This is a genomic window from Zoogloea sp., assembly GCF_041914405.1.
Lineage (GTDB): Bacteria > Pseudomonadota > Gammaproteobacteria > Burkholderiales > Rhodocyclaceae > Zoogloea.
This window is the reverse complement of sequence record NZ_JAYSDK010000028.1, coordinates 40523-63119: the sequence shown is the minus strand read 5'-3', so window position 1 is coordinate 63119 and position 22597 is coordinate 40523. Positions and strand designations below refer to the sequence as shown.

Annotated in this window: 18 protein-coding genes; 13 read left to right on the top strand and 5 right to left on the bottom strand. The window is 66.1% G+C overall.

The features are described from left to right. Window positions 1-10: 10 nt before the first annotated feature. The 7 genes from ACE3RX_RS16480 to ACE3RX_RS16450 all read left to right on the top strand — a co-directional run bounded on the left by ACE3RX_RS16480 (window position 11) and on the right by ACE3RX_RS16450 (window position 10078). The gene (locus ACE3RX_RS16480) at window positions 11-1210 is read left to right on the top strand and encodes an ABC transporter substrate-binding protein (RefSeq protein WP_374486042.1); all 1200 of its coding nucleotides are present in this window, start codon (window positions 11-13) and stop codon (window positions 1208-1210) included. A gap of 197 nt (window positions 1211-1407) precedes the next feature. Next, the gene (locus ACE3RX_RS16475; protein ID WP_374486040.1) at window positions 1408-2787 is read left to right on the top strand and encodes a porin; all 1380 of its coding nucleotides are present in this window, start codon (window positions 1408-1410) and stop codon (window positions 2785-2787) included. A 181-nt stretch (window positions 2788-2968) separates the two neighbouring features. Beyond that, complete coding sequence (locus tag ACE3RX_RS16470; RefSeq protein ID WP_374486038.1) at window positions 2969-3307, top strand: hypothetical protein; 339 nt, start codon at window positions 2969-2971, stop codon at window positions 3305-3307. 9 nt (window positions 3308-3316) lie between these two features. Further along, a complete protein-coding gene (locus ACE3RX_RS16465; RefSeq protein WP_374486036.1) occupies window positions 3317-5380 on the top strand; it encodes a TIR domain-containing protein in 2064 nt (687 codons plus the stop codon). Between the two features lie 11 nt (window positions 5381-5391). Beyond that, window positions 5392-8490, top strand: a complete 3099-nt coding sequence (locus ACE3RX_RS16460) for a hypothetical protein (protein WP_374486034.1) — start codon at window positions 5392-5394, stop codon at window positions 8488-8490. Window positions 8491-8626: 136 nt separating this feature from the next. After that, window positions 8627-9283, top strand: a complete 657-nt coding sequence (locus tag ACE3RX_RS16455) for a helix-turn-helix domain-containing protein (protein ID WP_374486032.1) — start codon at window positions 8627-8629, stop codon at window positions 9281-9283. A 177-nt stretch (window positions 9284-9460) separates the two neighbouring features. Continuing rightward, the gene (locus tag ACE3RX_RS16450) at window positions 9461-10078 is read left to right on the top strand and encodes a glutathione S-transferase family protein (protein WP_374486030.1); all 618 of its coding nucleotides are present in this window, start codon (window positions 9461-9463) and stop codon (window positions 10076-10078) included. 30 nt (window positions 10079-10108) lie between these two features. Here the strand turns inward: ACE3RX_RS16450 and ACE3RX_RS16445 are convergent, their stop codons facing one another. From ACE3RX_RS16445 to ACE3RX_RS16435, 3 genes are read right to left on the bottom strand one after another with little or no spacing between them, the layout of a single operon-like run. Then, on the bottom strand, window positions 10109-10588 hold the full coding sequence (locus ACE3RX_RS16445) for a cupin domain-containing protein (RefSeq protein ID WP_374486028.1): 480 nt from the start codon (window positions 10586-10588) through the stop codon (window positions 10109-10111). An 11-nt stretch (window positions 10589-10599) separates the two neighbouring features. Further along, window positions 10600-12012, bottom strand: a complete 1413-nt coding sequence (locus tag ACE3RX_RS16440; RefSeq protein WP_374486026.1) for an MFS transporter — start codon at window positions 12010-12012, stop codon at window positions 10600-10602. Between the two features lie 8 nt (window positions 12013-12020). Next, complete coding sequence (locus ACE3RX_RS16435) at window positions 12021-13076, bottom strand: NAD(P)-dependent alcohol dehydrogenase (RefSeq protein WP_374486024.1); 1056 nt, start codon at window positions 13074-13076, stop codon at window positions 12021-12023. A 122-nt stretch (window positions 13077-13198) separates the two neighbouring features. On the opposite strand from ACE3RX_RS16435, the gene ACE3RX_RS16430 reads away from it, so the two are divergent. Both ACE3RX_RS16430 and ACE3RX_RS16425 read left to right on the top strand, forming a co-directional pair. Then, window positions 13199-14092 (top strand): LysR family transcriptional regulator, encoded by an 894-nt coding sequence (locus ACE3RX_RS16430; RefSeq protein WP_374486022.1) that lies wholly within the window; start codon window positions 13199-13201, stop codon window positions 14090-14092. Window positions 14093-14231: 139 nt separating this feature from the next. Next, complete coding sequence (locus tag ACE3RX_RS16425; protein WP_374486020.1) at window positions 14232-15431, top strand: metallophosphoesterase; 1200 nt, start codon at window positions 14232-14234, stop codon at window positions 15429-15431. Window positions 15432-15486: 55 nt separating this feature from the next. Here ACE3RX_RS16425 and ACE3RX_RS16420 read toward each other — a convergent pair whose 3' ends face one another. Together ACE3RX_RS16420 and ACE3RX_RS16415 are read right to left on the bottom strand one after the other, a co-directional pair. After that, a complete protein-coding gene (locus ACE3RX_RS16420; protein ID WP_374486018.1) occupies window positions 15487-16950 on the bottom strand; it encodes a Do family serine endopeptidase in 1464 nt (487 codons plus the stop codon). An 84-nt stretch (window positions 16951-17034) separates the two neighbouring features. Next, a complete protein-coding gene (locus ACE3RX_RS16415; protein WP_374486016.1) occupies window positions 17035-17877 on the bottom strand; it encodes a DMT family transporter in 843 nt (280 codons plus the stop codon). Between the two features lie 513 nt (window positions 17878-18390). Between ACE3RX_RS16415 and ACE3RX_RS16410 the strand changes: the two genes are divergently transcribed. From ACE3RX_RS16410 to ACE3RX_RS16395, 4 genes are all read left to right on the top strand, one after another. Beyond that, on the top strand, window positions 18391-18891 hold the full coding sequence (locus ACE3RX_RS16410) for a spore coat U domain-containing protein (protein ID WP_374486014.1): 501 nt from the start codon (window positions 18391-18393) through the stop codon (window positions 18889-18891). 83 nt (window positions 18892-18974) lie between these two features. Beyond that, window positions 18975-19718 (top strand): molecular chaperone, encoded by a 744-nt coding sequence (locus tag ACE3RX_RS16405; RefSeq protein ID WP_374486012.1) that lies wholly within the window; start codon window positions 18975-18977, stop codon window positions 19716-19718. Further along, entirely contained in the window at window positions 19675-22068 is a 2394-nt protein-coding gene (locus ACE3RX_RS16400; RefSeq protein ID WP_374486010.1) for a fimbria/pilus outer membrane usher protein, read from the top strand. The genes ACE3RX_RS16405 and ACE3RX_RS16400 overlap by 44 nt, the downstream gene beginning before the upstream one ends. Beyond that, window positions 22065-22577, top strand: coding sequence for a spore coat U domain-containing protein (locus tag ACE3RX_RS16395; protein ID WP_374486008.1), 513 nt, complete (start codon window positions 22065-22067; stop codon window positions 22575-22577). Before ACE3RX_RS16400 ends, ACE3RX_RS16395 begins: the two co-directional genes overlap by 4 nt. Window positions 22578-22597: the final 20 nt, after the last annotated feature.

Here is a 22597-nt window from a genome sequence, read left to right as displayed (position 1 = left end):
GGAGACACCCATGAAGAAGAGCACCAACCTGTTCGGCAAGACCTGCATCGCCCTCGCCATCGGCGCGCTCGCGCCTCTCGGCGCCCACGCCGCGGTGGACAAGGAGCCGCTGCGCATCGGCGCGGTCAGCTCGGTGTCCGGCGTGTTCGCCCAGCAGGGCGAGGAGGTGCTGCGCGGCATCCAGTTCGCGGCGGAGGAGGCCAACCGCAAGGGCGGCGTGGACGGGCGGCAGGTCGCCGTTCAGGTTGCCGACGACGAAAGCACGCCGGAAGCCGGCCGCCGCGTGGCCGAGAAGCTGGCGCGGGACGGCAACAACCTGCTGATCGGCGCCATCCCCACGTCCATCTCCCAGGCCATCTCCCAGAACCTGGAGCGCTGGAACGCCCTGTACGTGGTCGTCGCCAGCAAGGGCGACCGGCTCACCGGCGAGGCCTGCAAGCCGCGCATGTTCCGCACCAACCACTCCGACGCGATGGACATGGCGATGTTCACCGAGTGGATGAAGGGCGTGAAGGAGAAGAACTTCGCGGTCATCGCCGCCGACTACGCCTGGGGCCGCGACTCGGCGGAGTTCTTCGCCAAGCAGGCCAAGTCCCTCGGCAAGAGCGTCCCGGTCAGCCTGTTTCCGCCCCTCGGCACCAAGGACTTCGCCCCCTATATCGCGCAGATCAAGGATGCTCCCAACGTGGACGGCATTTGGGTGGCGCTGGCTGGTCGCGACCTGATCGCCTTCACCAAGCAGGCCAAGGAGTTCGGTCTGACCAGCAAGCACATCATCGGCCACGCCGCGATCATGGACTTCGTGGTCAAGGCTACCGGCGACGCCACCAAGGGCGTGTGGGGCAACATCGGCTACGGCGCCGAGATCGACACGCCGGCCAACCAGGCTTTCGTGGCGGCCTGGAAGGCCAAGTACAAGCGCGTGCCGACCGAGAACGAGGGCCAGGCCTACAACGGCGCCCAGGCCATTTTTGAGGGCGTGCGCAAGGCCGGCAGCGTCAAGCCCGCCGAGGTGGCCGCCGCGCTGCGCGGGCTGAGCTACGACAGTGTGTACGGCAAGGTCAGCATGCGCGCCGAGGACAACCAGCTGGTGCTGCCGAGCTATATCGGCCAGGTCAAGGTGGTGGACGGCCAGCCCCGGCCGGTCATCGAGAAGCGCTATGACGTGGCCCTGGTGCCGGCGCCCAATGGCAGCTGCAAGCTGAAGTAAGCCAGCGCGCTTGCCAGCAGCGCCGCCGGTATCTCCGGCGGCATCCCACCGGTACCCGTTCGGGGTGCCGGCCTGAACCCATCCAATCCATTTCCGCATCGCCCCTGACCGGGCGAGGGGGGCGTTTGTTCGCGATTTTTCGCCGGTACGGAGCCGGCCCCCGCTTTTCACCAACACGACACAAGGAGGAGACAACAATGCATAAATACAAGATCAGCCACTTCCGCCACTCCTGCCTGGCCCTGAGCATTGCCGCGGCCTGCGCCGGCAGCAGCACCGCAATGGCCGGCGAGCAGGAACTGCAGGCCCAGATCGACCTTCTGGCCAAGCAGTTGCAGGCCTTGCAGACCCAGCTTGCCGAGCAGAAGGCAGCCCCGGCGCCAGCCGCCGTGGCGAGCGGCAAAGAGGCTGCCAGCGGCCCGGGCAATTTCCGCTTCAGTGTGTCCGGCACGCTCGATGCTGCCCTCGGCAGCCAGGGCAACGTGGCGCCGGGTGGCGCGGCCTCGCAGGGGCAGACCACCAAGTTCTTCAACGCCGGGCTGGCCACCAGCAACCTGGCCTTCACTGGCTCGACCGAACTGGGCGAAGGGCTGACCGCTTTGTTCAAGCTCGACACCGAGCTGCTGACCTCCACCGGTGCCAACCTGGTGTCGGCCAGCGGGCAGATCGCCCCGTCGAGCTACAACGCGGGCAGTGGCAGTGGCGTGGTCTTCAACCGGGCGGCCTATGCCGGCCTGGCCGGGCGCTACGGCACGCTGACCCTCGGCCGCCAGCAGACCGTGGCGGTGGACGCGGTGGTCAAGGTAGAGGCGTCCAACTTCACCAACTTCTTCATGTCCTCGGCCTACGGCGCGTGGGGCCTGGGCAATGCGATCTACGGCCAGGGCCTGCTCAACACCGCCGCCGGCAAGTACTCGCCCGGCGTCGCCAACAACCTGGACTCCCGCGACAACGCGATGATCAAGTACACCAGCCCGGTCATCGGCGGTGCCCGCCTGATCGCCGGCTACAGCCCCGGCGCCATCGCCGGCAGCGGCTCGATGGGGACCAAGGCGGCGCTGGGCGCCACCTACGACGTGGGCAACCTGAGCGTCGGCGGCTCCTACACCGAATGGCATCCGGTGGACCTGCTCACCAACCAGGACGCCCGCTACCGCCTCGGCAACTTCGGTGTCGCCTACCGCTTCGGCGACCTCAGCCTGCGCGCGGCGATGGGCCACACCAGCCTGCCGGCCGTGACGGTGAAGGACACCACCAACACCAACGTCACGTATTCCGCGGCCGATGCGTCGGTGAAGAGCGTCGGCGCGATCTATGCGGTGAATCCGCGGCTCGACCTGCTGCTGTCCTACTACATCAAGCGTTATGACATTGTTGATGGCAACAAGCCGCGCGTGGACACCCTCGGCGTCGGTGCGACCTGGCTGCTGTACAAGAACACCAAGCTCTACGCGCTGTTCGACAACGCCCGCTCGCGCGGGGATAACGGGGCCAACCAGACCTTGGGCGGGCACAGCTCCGCCAATGCGGTGGCGCTGGGCTTTTCCCATGCGTTCAACGCTGATCTGCTGCGCTGACGGCGCGGCCGGCTGATGTGTCGGGGCACCGGACCCCGGTGCTAGGGCCGGCTCCTCAAGGGGGATTTTGCCGGCCGAGCAATGGCGGGTCCGGTGGGCCCGCCAGCAGGATTCCTTGGACTTCCGTTCCCGTGCGCCGTATAAAAGGAAGTGACGCATCGGGTTCGAGGCCGTGACAGCCATGAAGCATCGGGATCTGCTCGTTTTGCTTATGACCATTGCCAGCGGGCTGCTGTTACCCGCGAGCGCCGGCGCGTATTGCACGACGCGGGAGCGGATCCAGTTGCGCAACGAGGGTGTTTCTCCGCAGGAGATAGACCGCCTCTGTGGTACGCCCCCGCAACAGCAGGCCGTACCCCAGGCGCCGATGCGTCCGCTGCCGCCGATGCAGCAACGGCTCCCGATGGCGACCGTCTGCGTGACCAATGCCGGGCCGTGTCCGATGCGGGTGGGCATGCCGGTCGGTTCGTCCTGTGCCTGCTACACCCCCTGGGGCGCCATCCCCGGCATCGCACGCTAGGGGCGGATCATGGCCGACATCTTTCTGAGCTATGCCCATCCCGACCGGGCGCGTGTCGATGCCTTGGCCAAGGTGCTGTCCGAGCATTTCTCGGTATGGTGGGACGCGGATCTGGATGCGGCGTCCACCTGGCGCAGCGAACTGGAAGAGCAGATCGACGGCGCCCGCTGCGTCGTCGTGTTATGGACCGAAGTGGCGCGGGCCAGCGACTTCGTGCGCTCCGAGGCGAGTCGGGCGGCCCAGCGGCGCACGTTGCTGCAGGTGTGTCTGGACGGCGACGGGGTGCCCCTCGGCTTCACGGAATCCCAATGGCTGGACCTGCGTGCGTGGACCGGCGATCCGGCCGATCCGCTGCTGCGCGACAGCTTCGTGGTGCCCATCGAGAAGCGCGTGCGGGGTGCCCGTTCGGCCCTGCTGGTCGGCCTCGATGCCTATGCTCACGGGGCGGGCTTCCCGGTGCCGGCCAGCGCGTCGGCCAACGTGGATGCGCTGCGCGATGTGCTGGGCAAGGAGGATGCGCACTTCGAGATGGAGTGCCTGCTCAACCCGGAAAAGACCGCGTTGATGAAAAGCCTCCAGAAGGTCTTCAAGGACGCGCTGCCCAACGACACGGTGCTGTTCTACTACTGCGGCCACGCCAAGCTGTCGGCCCGCGGTGACCTCTACCTGTGCCCCAATGATTCTGAGCTGGATTACCTGGACGCCACCGCGATCTCGATGGAGTGGATCGCCAAGCGGGCCCTCAACGAGAGCGCAGCCGGCCAGTTGGTGATCATGCTCGACTGCATCTTCAGCCTGACCCCGGACGCCAGCGGGCAGGTGGACATCCCTTCCATCCTGGTGGCCAACCTGGGCCAAGGGCAGGGCAAGTACCTGCTGTCTGGCTGCACGGTGACGGATCGGGACGTGGCGGAGAAGGGGGCTGCGGTGTCGCGCATGGTGCGCTGGTTCGTGCACGGCGTGACCACCTTCGAGGCCGATGACGGCGACAGCATCCTCACCGCCGACGAGATCTGCCGCTACGTGCAGGCCCGCATTGACGCCGAGGCGCCCGACCTGAAGGCGATCAGCAAGGGGTTCAACACCAATTCGAGCCGCGGCGAGATTGCCCGGCGTACCGCCGCGGCGCCGACGGCTACCGCGCTGCGCGGCAACCGGGAGTTCTTCCTGGCCATCCGTGGCTGCCTCGATGAGGGGCGGCTGGTGCCGCTGGTTGGTGACGGGGTGTTCGGCAGCGGTCCGCTGAGCTCCTTCCGGCTGGTCAGTGCGTTGATCCAGACCGCCGGGCTCGAAGCCGGCATGCGCATCGACGAGCGCTATCCGCTGGCGACTGCAGCCGAATACCTGCTGCTGGTCTTCGGCGGCGAGCGAGGTGCCTTCCTCAAGCGCCTCACCGCTGTGTTGCAGGAGCAGAGCCAGAGCCTGGTGCTGACCGGCACGCACCGTTTCCTGGCCGCAATGACGAGCCCGTGGATCGTCGTGTCGGCCAGCTACGATTGGGTCTTCGAGAATCTGCTGGAGCAGTCGGGCCTGCCCTTCACTGTGGTGACCCACATCCTCAGCGCCGAGGACGACGAACTGGACGGCCGCCTGCTGGTGATCCGCCGCGGCGGGCAGACGCCGGGCGTGGAGGTGAAGCTGGCCGACAACTGGCTGCTGTCCGACCTGGGCGAACACGGCGACCGGATCATCTACAAGATCGTCGGCTCGCCCTTTGCCAATGCGCTGGCGGATCCGCGCTCGGGCATCGACACGGTTGTCATCACCGAGAGTGACCACGTGACCTTCCTCGGTCGCCTGGAGAATGAGCACACCAAGCCGCCGAGCGCCTTCTCGCGGCGCCTGCAGAAGAGCGCGCTGCTGTTCCTCGGCTACAACCTGGACGTGTGGCATTACCGCCTCGTCGGGCACATCTTCAGCAACGAGGGGCAGGTGCGACCGCGGCGGCGCTACGCGGTGCGCACCGCGGTGTCGCCGATCGAGGAGCGCTTTTGGGCCCAGCTGGTGGCTGCCGAGGACCGCCTGCAGTCCGACTGCGACGCCTTCGTGCAGACCCTCGGCCAGTTCAAGTAGGAGACGGCGCCATGTCCAGCAGGCGGCAAGCGGCTGTGCCCGACGATGGCTGCGAGCCTTACGTCGGGCTGAAACCCTACACGGAGGCCGAGCGGGACCGTTTCTTTGGTCGTGAGCGGGACGCCCAGCTGCTCATCAACAAGCTGTTCTCCCATCCGCTGACGCTGCTCTATGCGCCATCCGGCGTCGGCAAGACCTCGCTGCTGCGAGCGCTGGTGATTCCAGAGCTGGCCGCCGAGGAGGCTCAGGTCGTGTATGTGGACCGTTGGAGTGGCGCCGATCCTTGCGTGACGGTCGCCGCGGCGGTCGCCGAAGTCGATGCCAGTCTGGGCGCCGCCCAGTTGACCGAGGCGGCCCGCAAGCGCCTGCAGGGGGACGACAGCACGCTGGTGCTGATCCTCGACCAGTTCGAGGAATACCTGCAGCGCCACGCCGGCGGGCTGGGCCAGCTGCCGGCGGCCATCGGCGCGCTGCTGCGGGCGTCCCTCGATGTGCGGGTGGTGCTGTCCTTCCGCGAGGAGTTCCTGGCCAGCGTGGATGCCTGCCTGCGCGACCACGTTTTGTCTCTGTTCGCGTCAACCTTCCACCTGGAACACCTGAGTCGCGAGCAGGCGGCCGAGGCGATCCGCGCGCCGGTGCTGAAGTGTGGTGGCGCTTACGACGAGCTGCTGGTGAGCCAGTTGCTCGACGACCTGATGCCGGGCGACGGACCCCGCGCGGGGCGGCGGCTGTTCGACGGCGGCATCGAGCTGCCGATTCTCCAGCTGATCTGCCGCCGCCTGTGGCTGGTGGCGCGGGCGGCCGGGGTACGCGGCCTGCGCCTGCAGGACTACCGGGCCCTCGGTGGGCGGAGCGGCATCATCGCGGTTTATCTGGAAGAGGTTGTGGGCAATTTTGGTTTCTTCCTGTTCCACGACGCGGCAAAGGTCCTCAAGGCGCTGGCGCCACGCAGCGGCGTGAAGATCGCCTATCCGGTGGAGGCCCTGCAGGCTCAGGCGCGGGTGTCGGCGGCGCGGGTTCGGCGCGTGCTTGGCGTGCTGGAGCGGCATCGCATCGTGCGCACCCGCGAAGGTAGCGGCGGAGTGAACTACGAGCTGCAGCACGACGCCTTCATTGACATCATCCGGCCCTGGGTGGACCGCTACTTTCTGCGCCGGCGGCGTGTTTTCGGGGGGCTGGCAGCCTGTGTGCTGGTGCTCGGCTTCAGCATCAATGCCTGGCTGTGGCGCCAGGAGCTGCGCCGTGGCGATGCCCGGCGGGAGGCCGCTGAGCTGACCGACAGGATAGACGTGGATACCCGCCAGACGCTGGAGGCGGCCGTGGCATTGGCGCGCCGGGTGGACGACCGCAATGTGCGCGGTACGCTGCGCCTGGCGGTGGCCAACTTCCTGCAGAGCCCAGCGCTGCTGCCTCACCAGGGGGCGGCCAACGGGGTTGTGTTCAGCCGTGACGGCCGCTGGGTGCTGAGTGCCGGCGACGACGGCGAAGCCCATCTGGTGGATCGCCGCACGCTGGCGGTGGCGGCGCGGGTGAAGCATGGCGGTCCGGTGGTGGCGGTGGCGGCGAGTGCCGATGGCCGGCGCTTCCTGTCCGCCGGGTGGGACGGCGTGCTGCGGATATGGGACGAGAGCGGGCGAGAGCTGATGCGCTGCGGCGGCGATGGCGGTGCCCCGTGGGTTGATGCCGACCTGAGCCGGGACGGCACCCGGGCGGTCGGCATTCGGGAGGACGGCAGGGGCGCGACGGAGCTGCTGCTTGCGCCGGTGGCCGAACATTGCGCGATGACCCGCCTGGCCGGGCACTTCGGCAACGTCGGATCGGCGGTGTTCGACGAGGGCGGTGGGCGCGTGCTGTCCTTCGGCAACAACGACAACACGGCGCGCTTGTGGAATGTTGCCACCGCCACCTTGCTGGCGACGCTGACCCATCCGGACGAGGTCTTGTCGGCCAGCTTCTCGGTCGATGGCCGTGAGGTGGCGGTGGCCGTGGCGAACGGCGAGATCTACCGGTGGACCACCCGTGGCCGCGTGATCGGGCGCCCGCTGGAGATTCCGGTCCTGGCGGGCCAGCCGGCAGTGCTGCCGACGGCGGCGCGGCACAGCCCGGATGGCAAGCGCCTGGCGGTGGCCGGCTCGGATGGGCAGATCTATTTGTGGACGCTGGGCGAGGGCGAGGCGCCGCCCCCCAATCCACCCCTGCACCTGGATGGGATCCACGCGGGTGGCGCCCTGGGCGTGGCCTTCAGTGCCGATGGCTCACGTCTGATGTCCTTCGGCGTGGACGACACGCTGCGCGTCTGGGACGACCCCTTCGTGTTCCGTGCGCGGGAATACCGTGGTCACAGCCAGGGGGTACGAGCGGCGGTGTTTGCGCCGGACGGCCAGCAAGTGGCCAGCGCCGGCGCCGACGGGGCGGTGCGCCTGTGGCGCTTGCAGACCGTGGATTTTCTGACCCCGAGTGGCAACGGACTGATCCTCAGCAGCGCCGGCAAGTACAGTTTCCGGCTAGCCAGTGGGCAACTGTTCGAGACCTCGCTGCCGGAGCAACTGCACGCACTGCTGGGTAAGGGCGAAAGCGTGCGGGCCGCGGTCTTCAGTCAGGACGAGTCGCTGCTGGCGCTGGGGCTGACCGACGGGCGCCTGCGCCTGATACGCAGTGCCGATGGCGAGGTTCTCTTCCAGAGCGAGGATGCGGACGGCCCGATCTTCGCATTGGCTTTTGATCGGGAAGGCCGGCGGCTGGCCAGCGGTGGTTCAGACGGACATTTGCGCCGCTATGAGGTGAGCGCGCTGCGAGCCGATCACAGTGGCATTCCGGCCCATGCCGGGCCGGTGTTGAGTGTAGACATCAGCCCGGATGGCAAGCTGCTGGTCAGCACCGGGGCCGACGGCGCAGCGCGGGTGTGGGCCTGGGAGGGGGGCAAGCGGCCCCTCAGCACGCTCGAGGGCGAGACCGACCGGGTGCGCGATGCGCGCTTCAGTGCGGACGGCAAGCGCATCATCAAGCGTAATGGTGATCGCATCACACCGTTTGAAGGCGAGGTCTGGGCGCGCTCCGAAGAGGAGCTGACCGGCTTCGCGCTGAAGTTGCTCCACTCGGGCACGCCCTGAGCGGCAGAGCGGCGAGCTAGGTAATAGCTCACATGAATTTAGTGAAATAAAGTCAAAATATAATTAAAACAACAAAATCAACAAAAACGTGTTTAGAATGCAGTCATCAAATTGCAGATGAGATACGTGACGCGCGATGACTGCCGAGATGATTTCGACACAGACCTGTTCGACCCGCGATGCGTCTCGCCTGCTCGGTATCAGCGTGCGTACGGCCCAGCTTTGGGTGGAGGAGGGGCGCCTGCAAGCCTGGAAAACGCCGGGGGGACACCGGCGAATCCTGGTTGAATCCGTCGACCGGCTGCTGCTCGAGCAGCGTTGCGCCGGCATGACGACCAGCGTGCCCTTCGGCATGTTGCTCGTCATGAACGACGAGGCGGAGGGCTATGCTCTGCAGGGGCTGCTGAGCAAGCTGTTGCCGGATTGCCTGGTGACGTCCACGGCTTGCCCCTACGACGGCTTGCTGCGCGTTGGCGAGATGTCGCCGGAAGTCTTTGTGGTGGACTGGCGTATCGGCGGACTCGCTGCGGACCGGATGGCGCATGCGCTGCTGGGGCGGGCGCGCAAGCAGCGCATGCTGGTAGTGGTACTGGTGGATTCGGACAAGGAGAGGGAGGAAGCTCAGGAACGTCTGCCGGGGGCGGCGGTGCTCGTGGATGTGCCGGTGGATGGCGACGGTCTGGCCGCGATCGTTCGCACATTCCTGGGGTCAGGCGGACGCCGGCGTCGCGCCGTAACGACCCGTCGGCCGGATGTTCTGGACGAGCAGTGGGCCTGCCACGCCGCCCGCTGATTCTCATGTCATGAATCCGACAGCGCGATAGGCTGTCGGCGGCTTTCCCACATAGCCGCAGGGCCGGATCGGCCTTCTTCCAGCGGGGCGCTGTCGGTGGCCCCTGTCTTGCTTCGGGCAGGCATTTGCCGTGCTTCGTGCGTGTGGCACGGCGCCATCGCCCGAGGAATACTGTCCATGAAGTTCTACATGACGCCCGGCTCTTGCTCGACCGGCATCCATATCCTGCTGGAAGAAGTCGGGGCCGTCTTCGAGGTCCATATCGTCAATCTGCCGGCAGGCGGGCATCTCGAGCCCGACTATGTGGCGATCAATCCCAAGTCCACCATCCCGACCCTGGTCCGCAAAGACGGCAGCTCGATCACCGAGTTCCAGGCCATCGCCTGGTGGCTGGCGCGCCAGTACCCAAAGCGGCACCTGTTGCCCGAGGCCCCGGATGGGGAGGTGAGAGTGCTGGAGGCGATGGACTACGCGGTCGGCACGATCCATGGACAGGGCTTCACGCGAATTTTCACGACGCCCAACTTCACCCCCAACCCGGCGGACCACGACATTGTGCGCGCCCGCGGCCGCGAGATCGTCGAGCGCGGCTTTGCCGTGATGGATGCCCAACTGGCCGGGCGGGAGTTCATTGCCGGCAGTTTCTCGATCGCCGATGCGGCGCTGTTCTACACGGAGTTCTGGGCTGACAAGCTGAAGATGAACTTGCCGTCGAACTGTCGCGGCCACTACCTGCGCATGCTCGAGCGCCCGGCGGTGCGCCAGGTGCTGCGCGAAGAGGGCTACCGCGTGTGAGGGTGCGGCGGCCCGCGCTCCGAGCCGCCGTCAGTCGGCTTGCGGCACGGCAAGGTACTGCGCGTCGCTGACGTGCTCGAGCCAGTCGACGACCTTGCCGTCCAGTGCCTCGGCAATGGCGATGTGGGTCATCGCGGTGCCCGCCGCGGCGCCGTGCCAGTGCTTCACGCCAGGTGGAATCCACACGATGTCGCCGGGGCGGATGGCCTGGACGGGGCCGCCCCAGGACTGCACCCGTCCGCTGCCGGCGGTGACGATCAAGGTCTGCCCGAGGGGATGGCTGTGCCACGCAGTGCGTGCGCCGGGTTCAAAGCTCACGCTGGCGCCACCGATGCGGGCCGGCGCCGTGCCATGGAAGGGCGAGTCGATGCGTACCGTGCCGGTGAAGTAGTCGGCCGGCCCGGTAGCCGACGCCTGCGTACCGATGCGGGTGATCCTGACGTGCTGTGTGTCGTCGCCGGCTGCGGAGACGGCCAGCGGCGCGATCAGGGCGGCGGCCAGGGTTTTCATGGTGATTCCTTTCATTTGCTGTGACAGGGCTGGATCGCAGGCCGCAGTGAAGGCCGGACGATCAGTGCGAGGACCAGCGCCAGGCACAGCCCGAGCATCGTCGCGCTGGTGGCAAACGTGGCGGCGAGGCGGTGCGCCAGCAGCGCGTGGGCGTCCGCCGGGCCGGCGCCGGCGCTGGCGAAGACGACCACCAGCACGCCGAGGCCCAGCGAGCCGCCGAGCTGGTGGGCCGCATTGACGATGCCCGACGCGGCACCGGCATCCTTGGCGGCGACGCCGGCCATCGCGGCGACCGTCAGTGGGCTCAGGGAGAAGCCCTGGCCAATGCCGATCAACACCATCGGCAGCGCCATGCCCATGAGATAGGACGTGTCGGTGGAAGCCTGGCTGAGCCAGGCCATGCCGGCCAGCGCCAGCAAAAGCCCCGTGGCCAGCAGCCGGCCGTTGCCGAACCGCTGCGTCAGCCGCGGCACCAGGATCGCCGCGAAGAAATTGGGCAGCGTCGTCGGCAGGAAGGCCAGCCCGGCCTCGAGCGGGCTGTAGCCGAGCACGCCCTGCAGGAACTGGGTCGTGAAGAACCAGAAGCCCACCATCGCGCCGAGGAACAGCACGCGGGCCGCGTAGGCCGCGGAGCGCTCGCGCCGGGCGAACAGGTGCAGCGGCATGATCGGCTGCGCGGCGCGGCCCTCGTGGACAACCAGGAAAGTGAGCAGCGTGATGCCGCACGCCAGCGCGACGACTGTCAGCGGGTCGCTCCAGCCAGCCGTGGCTGCATGGACGATGCCGTACACCAGGGCACCCATGCCGAGCGTGGAGCTCACCGCCCCGGCCACATCGAAGCGGCCGGCATGGCGGGTGCTTTCCTTCAGGTAGCGGTGGGCGCCTATCATCAGTGCGATGCCCAGCGGCAGGTTGATGAAGAAGCCGACCCGCCAGGACAGCCAGTCCGCGATGATGCCGCCGAGCACCAGGCCGGCGCTGGCGCCGACGCCGGCCGCCGATGCGTGGTAGGCCAGCGCCCGGGTGCGCTGCGGGCCTTCCGGAAAATGGCTGGTCAGCAGCGCCAGCGTGGATGGGGCCAGGATCGCCGCGCCGAGACCCTGCAGCGCCCGCGCGGCGATCAGCCAGGCGGCCGACGGGGCCAGACCGATGGCCACCGACGTGGCGGTAAACAGGGCCAGTCCGGCGATGAACATCCGCCGCCGCCCGAGGATGTCGCCGGCGCGGGCGCCGAGCAACAGGAAGCAGCCGAAGGCCAGCGTGTAGGCGTTGTGCACCCAGGACAGGCCGGCGGCGGAGAACTGCAGCCCCTGCTGGATTTTCGGCAGACCGGTGATGACGATCGACACGTCGAGGACGATCATCACGTAGCTGGCGATGACGATAGCCAGCACGGCGCGGGGGCGTGAAGTGGTGTCTTCCATTCGTGTGCTCAAACCTTCAGTGAGCCCATGTCGATCACGAAGCGGTACTTCACGTCGCTCTCCAGCATGCGGCCGAAGGCGGCGTTGATGTCCTGCATGCGGATCAGCTCGATGTCCGAGGTGATGCCGTGGCGGCCGCAGAAGTCCAGCAGTTCCTGGGTCTCGGGGATGCCGCCGATCAGGGAGCCGGCGATGGACTTGCGGCCCATCACGAGCGGTGCGGAATTCAGGAAGGGATCCAGCGGGCCCAGGTAGCCGACCAGCACGAGGGTGCCGCCGATGCCCAGCGTCGGCACATAGGGGTTGAGGTCGTGCACGTAGGGCACGGTGTCGATGATCAGGTCGAAGTGCCCGCCGACGTTCGCCATCTGGCCCGCGTCCGACGACAGCACCACGCGGTCGGCGCCGAGGCGGCGGGCGTCCTGCTCCTTGCCCGGCGAGCGGGTCAGCAGCGTGACTTCGGCCCCCAGGGCCTTGGCTAGCTTCAGGGCCATGTGGCCGAGCCCGCCGAGGCCAACCACGGCGACCCGGCTGCCCAGGCCGACCTGCCAGTGGCGCAGCGGCGACCAGGTGGTGATGCCGGCGCACAGCAGCGGCGCGGCGCCCGCCAGGTCGAGGCCGTCGGGGATCTTCAGCACGAAGCGCTCGGAGACGACGATCTTGTCGGAATAGCCGCCGTGGGTCGGGCGATGGTCGTGGCGGTCGGTGCCGTTGTAGGTGTAGGTCGCGCCTTCCGCGCAATACTGTTCAAGGCCGCGCAGGCAAGGCTCGCAGTGCTGGCAGGCGTCCACCATGCAGCCGACGCCGACCCGGTCGCCGGCCTTGAAGCGGGTGACGGCCCGGCCGACGCTCTGCACGCGGCCGATGATCTCGTGGCCGGGCACCATCGGATAAACGGAACGGCCCCAGTCGTTGCGGGCATTGTGGATGTCGGAGTGGCACACCCCGCAGTAGAGGATCTCGATCACTACGTCGTCAGTGCGTGTGTCGCGGCGCTCGAAGCGGTAGGGCTGCAGGTCGGCGGTGGGGGAGTGGGCGGCGTAGCCCAGTACGTCGATGCTCATGGTGTTGTCCCTTGGTGTGGATGTCCCTGTGGTTTCAAAGAGCCGATGCCGAGACTTTAGCGGGCAGCCGGTTCATTGATTAGCCACTACAATCCGCAAGAGCTTATGAACTGGGTTCATGAATGCGGCGCGAGAATTTCAACGATTTGCTGGCCTTCGTCGCCGTGGCGCGGGAAGGCAGCTTCACCAGGGCGGCGGCGCGGCTCGGCGTGTCCCAGTCGGCGCTGAGCCATACCGTGCGTGCGCTGGAGGCGCGGCTGGGTATTCGCCTGCTGACCCGTACGACGCGCAGCGTGTCGCCGACCGAGGCCGGTGAGCGCCTGTTGCGGACCGTCGCGCCGCACTTCGAGGAGATTGAGGCAGAGCTGGCGGCGCTGAGCGAACTGCGCGACAAGCCGGCTGGCACGGTGCGCATCACGTGTGCGGAACACGCCGCCAATACGGTGCTGTGGCCGAAGCTGTCAGCGGTGTTGCCGGACTACCCGGACGTGCGCATCGAGATCAACGTGGATTACGGGTTGACCAACATCGTCAGCCAGCGCTTCGACGCCGGTGTGCGCCTCGGCGATCAGGTGGAGAAGGACATGATCGCGGTGCGCATCGGACCGGATATGCGCATGGCCGTCGTCGGCGCGCCAGCCTATTTCGCCAGGCACTCAAGGCCGCTGACGCCTCGCGACCTGGCGGGCCATGACTGCATAAACCTGCGCCTGCCCACCCACGGCAACCTGCTGGCCTGGGAGTTCGAGAAGGATGGCCAGAGCGTGAATGTCCACGTCGAGGGGCAATGGGTTTTCAACAGCAGTACGCCGCGCCTGACCGCGGCGCTGGCCGGCGCCGGGCTGGCCTGCCTGCCGGAGGACATGGTGCTGGAATACGTGGCGGCGGGGCGCCTGGAGCAGGTACTGCAGGACTGGTGCCAGCCCTTTTCCGGCTATCACCTCTATTACGCCAGCCGTCGCCAGTCTTCACCGGCTTTCGCGCTGGTGGTCGAGGCTTTGCGCTACCGGCAGTGAGCTGGCATGCGCATTCCCCATTCCGCTTCATGGTCCTGTCATCTGTTTGTCGCAGCATCGCCGCCGGGGCGATCTTGCGGCGCTCCCCCCTGGCTCGATTGGGAGCCGAGGTACTCGACAAGAACAGGAAAGAACGATCATGCGGAAATTCGTGGGGCCGATCATGTGTTCGGCGGCGGCGTTGGCGATGTACGGGTGTGGTGGCAGCGGTGGCAGCGACGCGCCGGGCAAGATCACGGCGGCGGTGATAGGGGACGTGCCTTACGGCGCGACGGCGACGGATACGTCACAGACCACCGCGCTGCCGGCTTTCATGAAGGCGCTGGATGGTGACGCGGATGTGTCGCTGGTGATGCACGTCGGCGATATCCACTCCGGCTCCCAATACTGCACCCAGGCCTATGACCTTACCGTCGCCACCGACTGGAAGGCCCTGAAGAACCCGCTGGTCTATACGCCGGGTGACAACGAGTGGACCGACTGCCACAAGGCCAAGCAGGGCGGGGGCACCTACAACGCGACCACCGGCCAGATCGACTACAAGCTGGACGCCAGCGGCAAGCTGCTGAGCTATGCCGGCGGCGATCCGCTGGCCAACCTGGACCTGGTTCGCTCGATCTTCTTCGCCAAGCCGGGCAAGACCCTCGGCGGCGCGATGGACGTGCATTCCCAGGGCCTCGAATACGATACCAACTTCCCGACCGACAGCAGCTACGTGGAGAACGTGTGGTTCCAGAAGGGCGGCGTGCTGTTTGTGACCGTCAACATGCCGGGCGGCTCCAACAACGATACCGATCCCTGGTACGGAGCACCGACGATGAGCCCAGCCCAGGCCCAGGAAGTGGCCAACCGCTCGGCCGCCAACAAGCGCTGGCTGGATACCGCCTTCAACCGGGCGGTGAGTGACAACGCCGTTGCGGTGGTGATCCAGCTTCAGGCCGACATGTGGGATGCGGACGGCAAGGCCACCAGCCATATTGCCCAGTACAAGCAGTTCATCGACCTGATCGCTGCGCGGGCCAAGGCCTTCGGCAAGCCGGTGTTGCTGCTCAACGGCGATTCCCACGTGTATCGCTCGGACAACCCGCTGGTGCAGGGCGCGGCATGCCTCGTCGAACCGAGTTCCGGCGCGGCGGCTGTCGCTTGCTCCGACGATGCCTACGCCAATCAGCCCAACGGCTACAACGTGCCGAACTTCCATCGCATCGTGGTGCATGGCAGCACGGCGCCGCTGGAGTGGCTCAAGCTCAGCATCGATCCGAACTACGACAGCAAGGTCGCTCCGACGGCGACCAGCTTCGGCCCCTTCAGCTGGACGCGCATGCAGCCGGCGTTGTAAGCGAAAAAGGCGCAGGCGTACGCAAGAAAGCGTGCGCCCGCGCGATGAGTATTTCTTACTTGGCCCCTGCGCTCGGGGTGACGGTCACGTACTGCCGGTCGCCGCCGCGCTGCACGAGCAAGGCCACGGTGCCGGTGACGGTCTTGACGATGGCGCGGGCCTGATCCAGCGAGCTGACGGGCTTGCCGTTGATCGACAGCACCACATCGCCGGTCTGCATGCCGGCGGTGCGAGCCGGGCCGCTGGCGGATTCCACAAGCAGCCCGGTGGCTGAACCGATTGCCAAGTGTTCGACGGCCTGCAGCGGACGCAGTTGCAGGCCGAACTGGCGCAGCGTGCTGGTGTCCGGCGCAGGTGCCGGCTGCGGGCTGGCGCTTGCCTTGCCAGCCTCGCCGAGGATGACGGGCAGGCGGCGGGCCTGGCCGTCGCGCCAGATCTCGAACTGCAGGCGCTGGCCGGGCTGGGCCATGGTGACCAGGGTTTGCACGTCGCCGGCTGCTGCGATCCGCGTGTCGTCCACACCGAGGATCACGTCGCTGGGCAGCAGCCCGGCCTTGGCGCCGGGGCTGCCGGGCATGACATCGAGGATGATGGCGCCGGCCGGCGCGGGCAGACGGAAGGCGTCCGCCAGCGACTGGTTTACTTCCTGCACGGTGACGCCGAGCATGCCGTGGGTAGCATGGCCGGTGGCGGCGATCTGCTGCTGGATCTTCAGCGCCAGATCGATCGGGATCGCGAAGCTCAAGCCCTGGAAGCCGCCGGTGCGGCTGTAGATCTGCGAGTTGATGCCGACCACTTGTCCGCGGGCATTGAACAGCGGACCGCCCGAATTGCCGGGATTCACCGCCGCATCGGTCTGGATGAAGGGCACGCCGCTGCCGTCCGGCAGGGAGCGTCCCTTGGCGCTGACCACGCCGGCACTGACGCTGTTCTCGAAGCCGAAGGGCGAGCCGATGGCGAGCACCCACTCACCCACCTGCAGGTCGGCCGGATTGCCGATGCTGACGGTGGGCAGGCGGTGGGCGTCGATCTTCAGCACCGCGATGTCGGTCTTGCGGTCGCTGCCGATTACCCGGGCGTGGAATTCGCGCCGGTCAGTGAGCTTGACGACCACGTCGCTGGCGTTGGCGATCACGTGGGCGTTGGTGAGGATCAGCCCGTCATCGCTGAGGATGAAGCCCGAGCCCTGGCCGCGCACCGGGATCTGCATGCTGGCGCCGGCGCCGCCGAACTCCTGCTGGAAGCGGCGCAGGAACTGTTGCACTGAGTCGCCGTTGTCGTCGCCGGGAGTGTCGGTCGCATCGGGGCTGACAGACACCTGGCGCACGCCGCTGATGCTGATGTTGACCACCGCCGGGCCATACCGCCGGGTGATCTGAGAGAAGTCGGGGACGCCGACGGTGGCGACGGCCGGTACCTCGCCGCCAGGCTGGGCGGTTGTTGCGGCCGTGGCGATGTTTGCGCAGCCAAAGGCTGCAGCAAGAAGACTCGCCGTGATGGCGGGGGTGATGAAGTTCATGACGGCCTCCCTCCGAGGCTGCTGGCGACTGTGTCGGTATTGTGGCCGCGATTATCGCCTGAAGCGGTGTCGCGGTATCGACACTTAGCGCCGGCGCCCGGTAATGACCAGTGCAATGCCGCCGAGGATGGCGATGGACGAATACACCAGGCGCGGGGTGATCGCTTCACCGAGGAACAGCACGCCGCCCAGCGCGGCGATGACCGGTACGCTGAGCTGCACACTCGCAGCGCTGGCGGCGCGCAGCTGGGGCATTGCCATGTACCAGATCACGTAGCCGATGCCTGAGGCCAACGCGCCGGAGGCGAGGGCGTAGGCGATGCCGGCCATGTCGGTCTGCGCGTGCGACAACGTGAATGCGCTCAGTGCCAGTGCCATCGGCGCGGCCCGCGCAAAGTTGCCGGCGGTGCTGGCGGCTGGGTCTGAGCCGCCGCGGCCGCGCAGGGAGTAGATGCCCCAGGCCACGCCGGCCAGTGTCATCAGCAGCGATCCGACCAGCGGCGGAGCCGACAGGCCGGGCAGGACCAGCGCAACAAGGCCCGCGGCGGCGAGCACCAGGCCGGTGCTCTGCAGACGATTGAGGTGTTCTCGATGCCACAGGCCGTAGCCGATCATCGTCGCCTGCACCGCGCCGAACAGCAGCAGCGCGCCGGTGGCGGCGGAGAGGCTCAGGTAGGCGAATGAGAAGCCGGCGGCGTAGACGAACAGCGCCAGCGCCGACGGCCAGCTGCCATGGGTTGCGCCATTTCCGCCGCCACGCAGGCGCAGCAGCAACCACAGCATGAGGGCACCGGAGCAGACGCGCAGCGCAGTGAAGCTCGCCGCATCGATGTGGCCGTCGCGCAGCGCCAGCCGGCATAGCAGGGAGTTGGCGGCGAAGGCGAGCATGGCCAGAGCGGTGAGTCCGGCGATGCGAAGAAAGGGCATGGTCATGGTCTCCTCGGTAAGAGCTCGCCCCTCTCTTTGGGTGGAGGCGTTGCTCTTGGGCTGATGGTGCCGCGATTGTGTCGGATTTTCTTACAAGGGCGCCACAGGCTTAATGGTCTGTGTGGCGGAGAGATCGTGACGTGCTGCGCATGGCGGCGGAAACGGCGCTGGTTGAAAGGGGCGTTAATCGTTTAAGCGATCGGGCAAATCCGTCGGCTCAGGCATGAAATATTCTGGATTGATTTGTAAAAATCAATAAAAACATCAAAATCGTCGAAAAAACTTACGCATAAATATGATTTTGATGAAAATAAAACACAAATATATGATTTAAAAAGAAAAATTTTATTGGCACGACTTGTGCTTTTTGTTGTTTGCCATAGAGGCGCGTCGTTATGTTGCTCGACCAATCTCTTCCGGGCCTGAAGCCTGAAAGACGTTTTGACCGACAGCGTGATGCCGCAGGTACCCGTAAAGGCGCACCGCCACTACAAACATTCAAAGGAGCACGCAATGAGCAAACTCGTACTGAAAGCAGGCACCGCTGCCGCCATCCTCGCACTGCTGCCCACCTTCGCACTCGCAGCGACCGCCACCGGCCAATTTGGCGTCAGCGCCACCGTCAATAAGAACTGCACGGTCACCACGACGAATGCGCTGACTTTTGCAGCCTATACGCCGGACAACACCAACCCGCAGGATTCCACCTCCACGGTGGGGGTGAAGTGCACCAACACGACCCCTTTTGAGATCGGTCTCAACGAGGGTGGTACGTCGGGCGCAACGACGACGACCCGCATCATGACCAGTGGCTCCAACAAGCTCAATTACCAGCTTTTCAGCGATGCCGGCCGCAGCAGCAATTGGGGCAATACCACGGGCAGCACGGTGGGGGATTCGGGCAAAGGCTATAGCACCGAGATCGTCAAGACCATCTATGGCCGCATTCCCTATCAGCCCGATGCCGTGCCGGGTAGCTACAACGACACCGTGACGATCACCGTAACGTACTGATACCAACGGGTACGAATCCGGCCCCTGGCACACGGGGGATGCGAGGGGCCGGATTCGGGCTGCCCAATTGCGGAGAGAACCTGATGAGACTCAGTACACCCGGCATGATCCGACGGTGCTTGACTGCGGTAGCCCTGTTGTCGGCTCCAGCAGTGCTGGCTGCCAACTTTACGGTGTCACCCGTACGGGTGGAGTTGTCGCCCCGGCAACCCAGCTTTGCGCTGACTGTGCGTAATGAGTCGGCCGACGAGCCGGTGATCATCCAGTTGCAGCCCCTCGCCTGGTCGCAGTCGGAAGGGCGCGAAGTCTATGCGCCGACTACGGAGATCTTGGCCACACCGCCAATTTTCACGATACCGGCTGGCGGGGTGCAGATCATTCGGGTGGCCGCCCGGCGGCCTGCCGTGGATGGGGAAGGTGCGTTCCGGCTCTTGCTGAAGGAGGTGCCCGGTCCGCGCAAGCCTGAGTTTGCGGGGGTGCAGATTGCGCTGGAGATGAACCTGCCGATCTTCGTCAAACCTCAGGCTACGGTCGCCCCCGTGCTGGATTGGAAGGTCGTGCGGGAGACGGGCGGGCGGTTGCGCCTGACGGCGGGTAATCGCGGCAATGCTCATGCGCAGGTAGCTAACTTGGTGCTTTCCGCAGCGGGCAGCGAAGAGCCGCTGGTGACCGTCAGCGGCTTTGCTTATGTGCTGCCTGGGCAGGAGCGCGGCTGGTCCTTGGATCCTCGTCCTGGGATGTCTTTTCCGGCGGATGGACGACTTCATCTGAAAGCGTATTCGGATGCGAGCCCTGTCGATACTGAGCTGGTTGCTGAACCGCGATGAAGCGCGCTTTGCTCCGTCACTGCTGCTCATCGTGATGATGGCCTGCGGGATCGCCCGTGCCGATGGTGACGAAGCTCGGCCAACACCGCTTGCTGCCAAGCAGGAGACGCCCGAGGAGGTCCTCCTGCAGGTGGACATCAATGGGCAGGGGCTCGATGAAACGGCATTCATGCTGAAAATGCGGAGTGAGAACGCTGGTGCCGATGATTTTTTCGCCACGGCGGAAGACCTGCAGCGCTGGCGTTTGCATGTGCCGAACGAGGCCCCGCGACGCCATAACGGACAGGACTATTTCCGGCTCTCCGCTATCGCCGGTGCCCAGGTGACTTTCGATGAGCGCAGTCAGAGCCTGGCCATCACGCTGCCGGCAGCGGCTTTTCTTCCGTGGGTCACCGAAGACAAGGCGAAGACCCAACGCCCAATGGTCAAGCCGAGCCTGGGCGGGTTTTTCAACTATGAGCTGATGGCGACGACCACGGCGGGCGCGACGGGCTATACCGGTTTGTTCGAAGGGGCGCTCTTCAATCGTCTGGGGGTGGGCGTTGCGACCTTTATTGGGCTGGACGGCGAGGGCCAGCGGCGACTGACGCGCCTGGACACGACTTGGACCCACGACCGCCCGGAAAGCCTGGCAAGCCTGCGGGCGGGCGACGCCGTCAGCCGTGGGGGGAGCTGGGGGCGGGCTGTTCGCTTTGGTGGGCTGCAGTACGCGACTAATTTCGCAACCCAGCCGAATCTCGTCACCATGCCGATGCACAACGCATCCGGTACCGCTGTGCTGCCGTCCACCGTCGACGTCTACGTGAACAACATGCTCAGTTCCCGGCGCGAGGTGCCGCCCGGACCGTTTTCGATCAACAACATACCCGTGGTGACCGGCTCCGGTGACGTGAGGGTGGTGGTGCGCGACATGATGGGGCGGGAGCAGGTGATCAGCCAGCCCTTCTATCAGAGCGCAAGTGTGCTGGCCCACGGGCGAGAGGATTTTTCGTACGAGGTCGGCGCGCTGCGGCGGAACTACGGCCTTGCCGATGGCGATTACGGTGGATGGATGGCTTCAGGCACCCATCGCAAGGGGCTGAGCGACAGCTTCACGGGCGAATTGCGTGCCGAGGCGCAGGCCGGGCGGCAAACGCTGGGGCTCGGCGGGGCGTTGATGATGACGCCGCTCGGCGTCTTCAATGCGGCGCTTGCGACAGGTCGTGGCGCCGGCCAGAGCGGAAAGCTGGGCGCACTGGGCTTCGAGCATCAGGGGTATTTGTTCAGCCTGGGGGCTTACACCCAGGTGAGTACCCCGGGTTTCAGCCCGCTTGGTGTCGAGGCGGGCAGGCCGGCGCCGCAGCGGATCAGCAACTACCACGCGGGCCTTAATTTGGGCATGGTGGGCTCGCTGGGTGTGGCTTACGTGGCGCAGGCGAATCGGGAGACGGATAAGGTGCGCATTGCGTCGGCAAGTTTCAGTACCGGCTTTGATCCCTTCGGCTTTCTCGGTGTTTCCGTCGGTCGCTCATTGGGTCCCAAGGGAGGGCTCGCATTCGGCGTCAACTGGACGTTGCCGCTCGGTCCGCGTACCGCGACGATGGTGAACATCAACAAGATGGACGGCAAGGGTGAGAGCTTCGTGCAGTTCCAGCAGGCGGCGCCAGCCGGCGAAGGAACGGGCTACCAGGTCCAGGCCGGCGATGCCGGCAGTGTGCGGGCCGCGCTGACCATGCAGACCAACACGGGCAGCTATGGGATGGATGCGGCGTCTCAGCGCGGTCAAACCGCCACACGCCTGATGGCATCGGGAGGCATCACCTTCCTGGGAGGGAGCGTCCACGCCAGCCGCAAGATCACCGACAGCTTTGCGCTGGTGCAGGTGCCCGGCTACCCGGGTGTGCGGGTGTATGCCGACAACCAGTTGGTGGGGGTCACGAACGAGAAAGGCGAGGCCTTGTTGCCTCGTCTTCGGGCTTACGAGCGAAACCCGATCTCCATCGAGCAACTGGATCTGCCGTATGACGCGACGGTTGGGGCGCTGGCTCTCGAAGCGGAGCCGTTCTTCCGGGCCGGAACGGTGCTTCCGTTTGCGGTCGCCCGCTCCTTCGGGGCGGTGGTGACCCTGCGTTTGGAGACGGGAGACGACCTTCCGGCGGGGGCGGTTGTGACGATCGTCGGCAGGCCAGATGCATTTCCGGTCGGCTATGGCGGGCAGGTTTATCTGACGGGCCTCCAGGCGCATAACCGTTTGAAGGTCGTCTGGGGTGAGCAGGGGTGTGAGTTGTCCGTGGACTACCCGGAGGCTGTGAATCCGGGGGATCCGGTTCCGAATCTGGGCACCTATGTTTGCAAGGGGATCAAACCATGAGCTTTCTTTCGGAAATGGCCAAGACCTGTGGACGCAGCCCGCTGCGCAGCTTGTCCGTCAGCGTGTTGGCGAGCCTTTGGGTATCGACCGCGTGGGCCGGTATATCGTGTTCGGTCAGTGCGCCTGGCCTCAATTTCGGGGTGTACAACTACCTGAGCAGTCCAAGCCTCGCCATCTCCACCAGTCTGTCGGTGTCCTGCACCTGTTCGGGTAGCAATACCCTGAGCTACTCGATCAGCCTTAGCAAAGGTGCGGCCAGCAGCTATGCACCGCGGCAGATGCAGAGTGGCACCAACCGGCTCGATTACAACCTGTACATGGATGCCGCGCATACCGTTGTCTGGGGCGACGGCACCGGCGGCAGCCAGGTTGCATCGGCGTCCGGAATCAACTGCAAGAACACCACTTACACCGCAACACCAACCGTCTATGGCCTGATCCCGCCCAGCCCGAACGTGGTGCCAGGGAATTATCAGGACTCCACCATCACGGTGACGATGACTTATTGAGCCGGCCTGCAAACGGACTT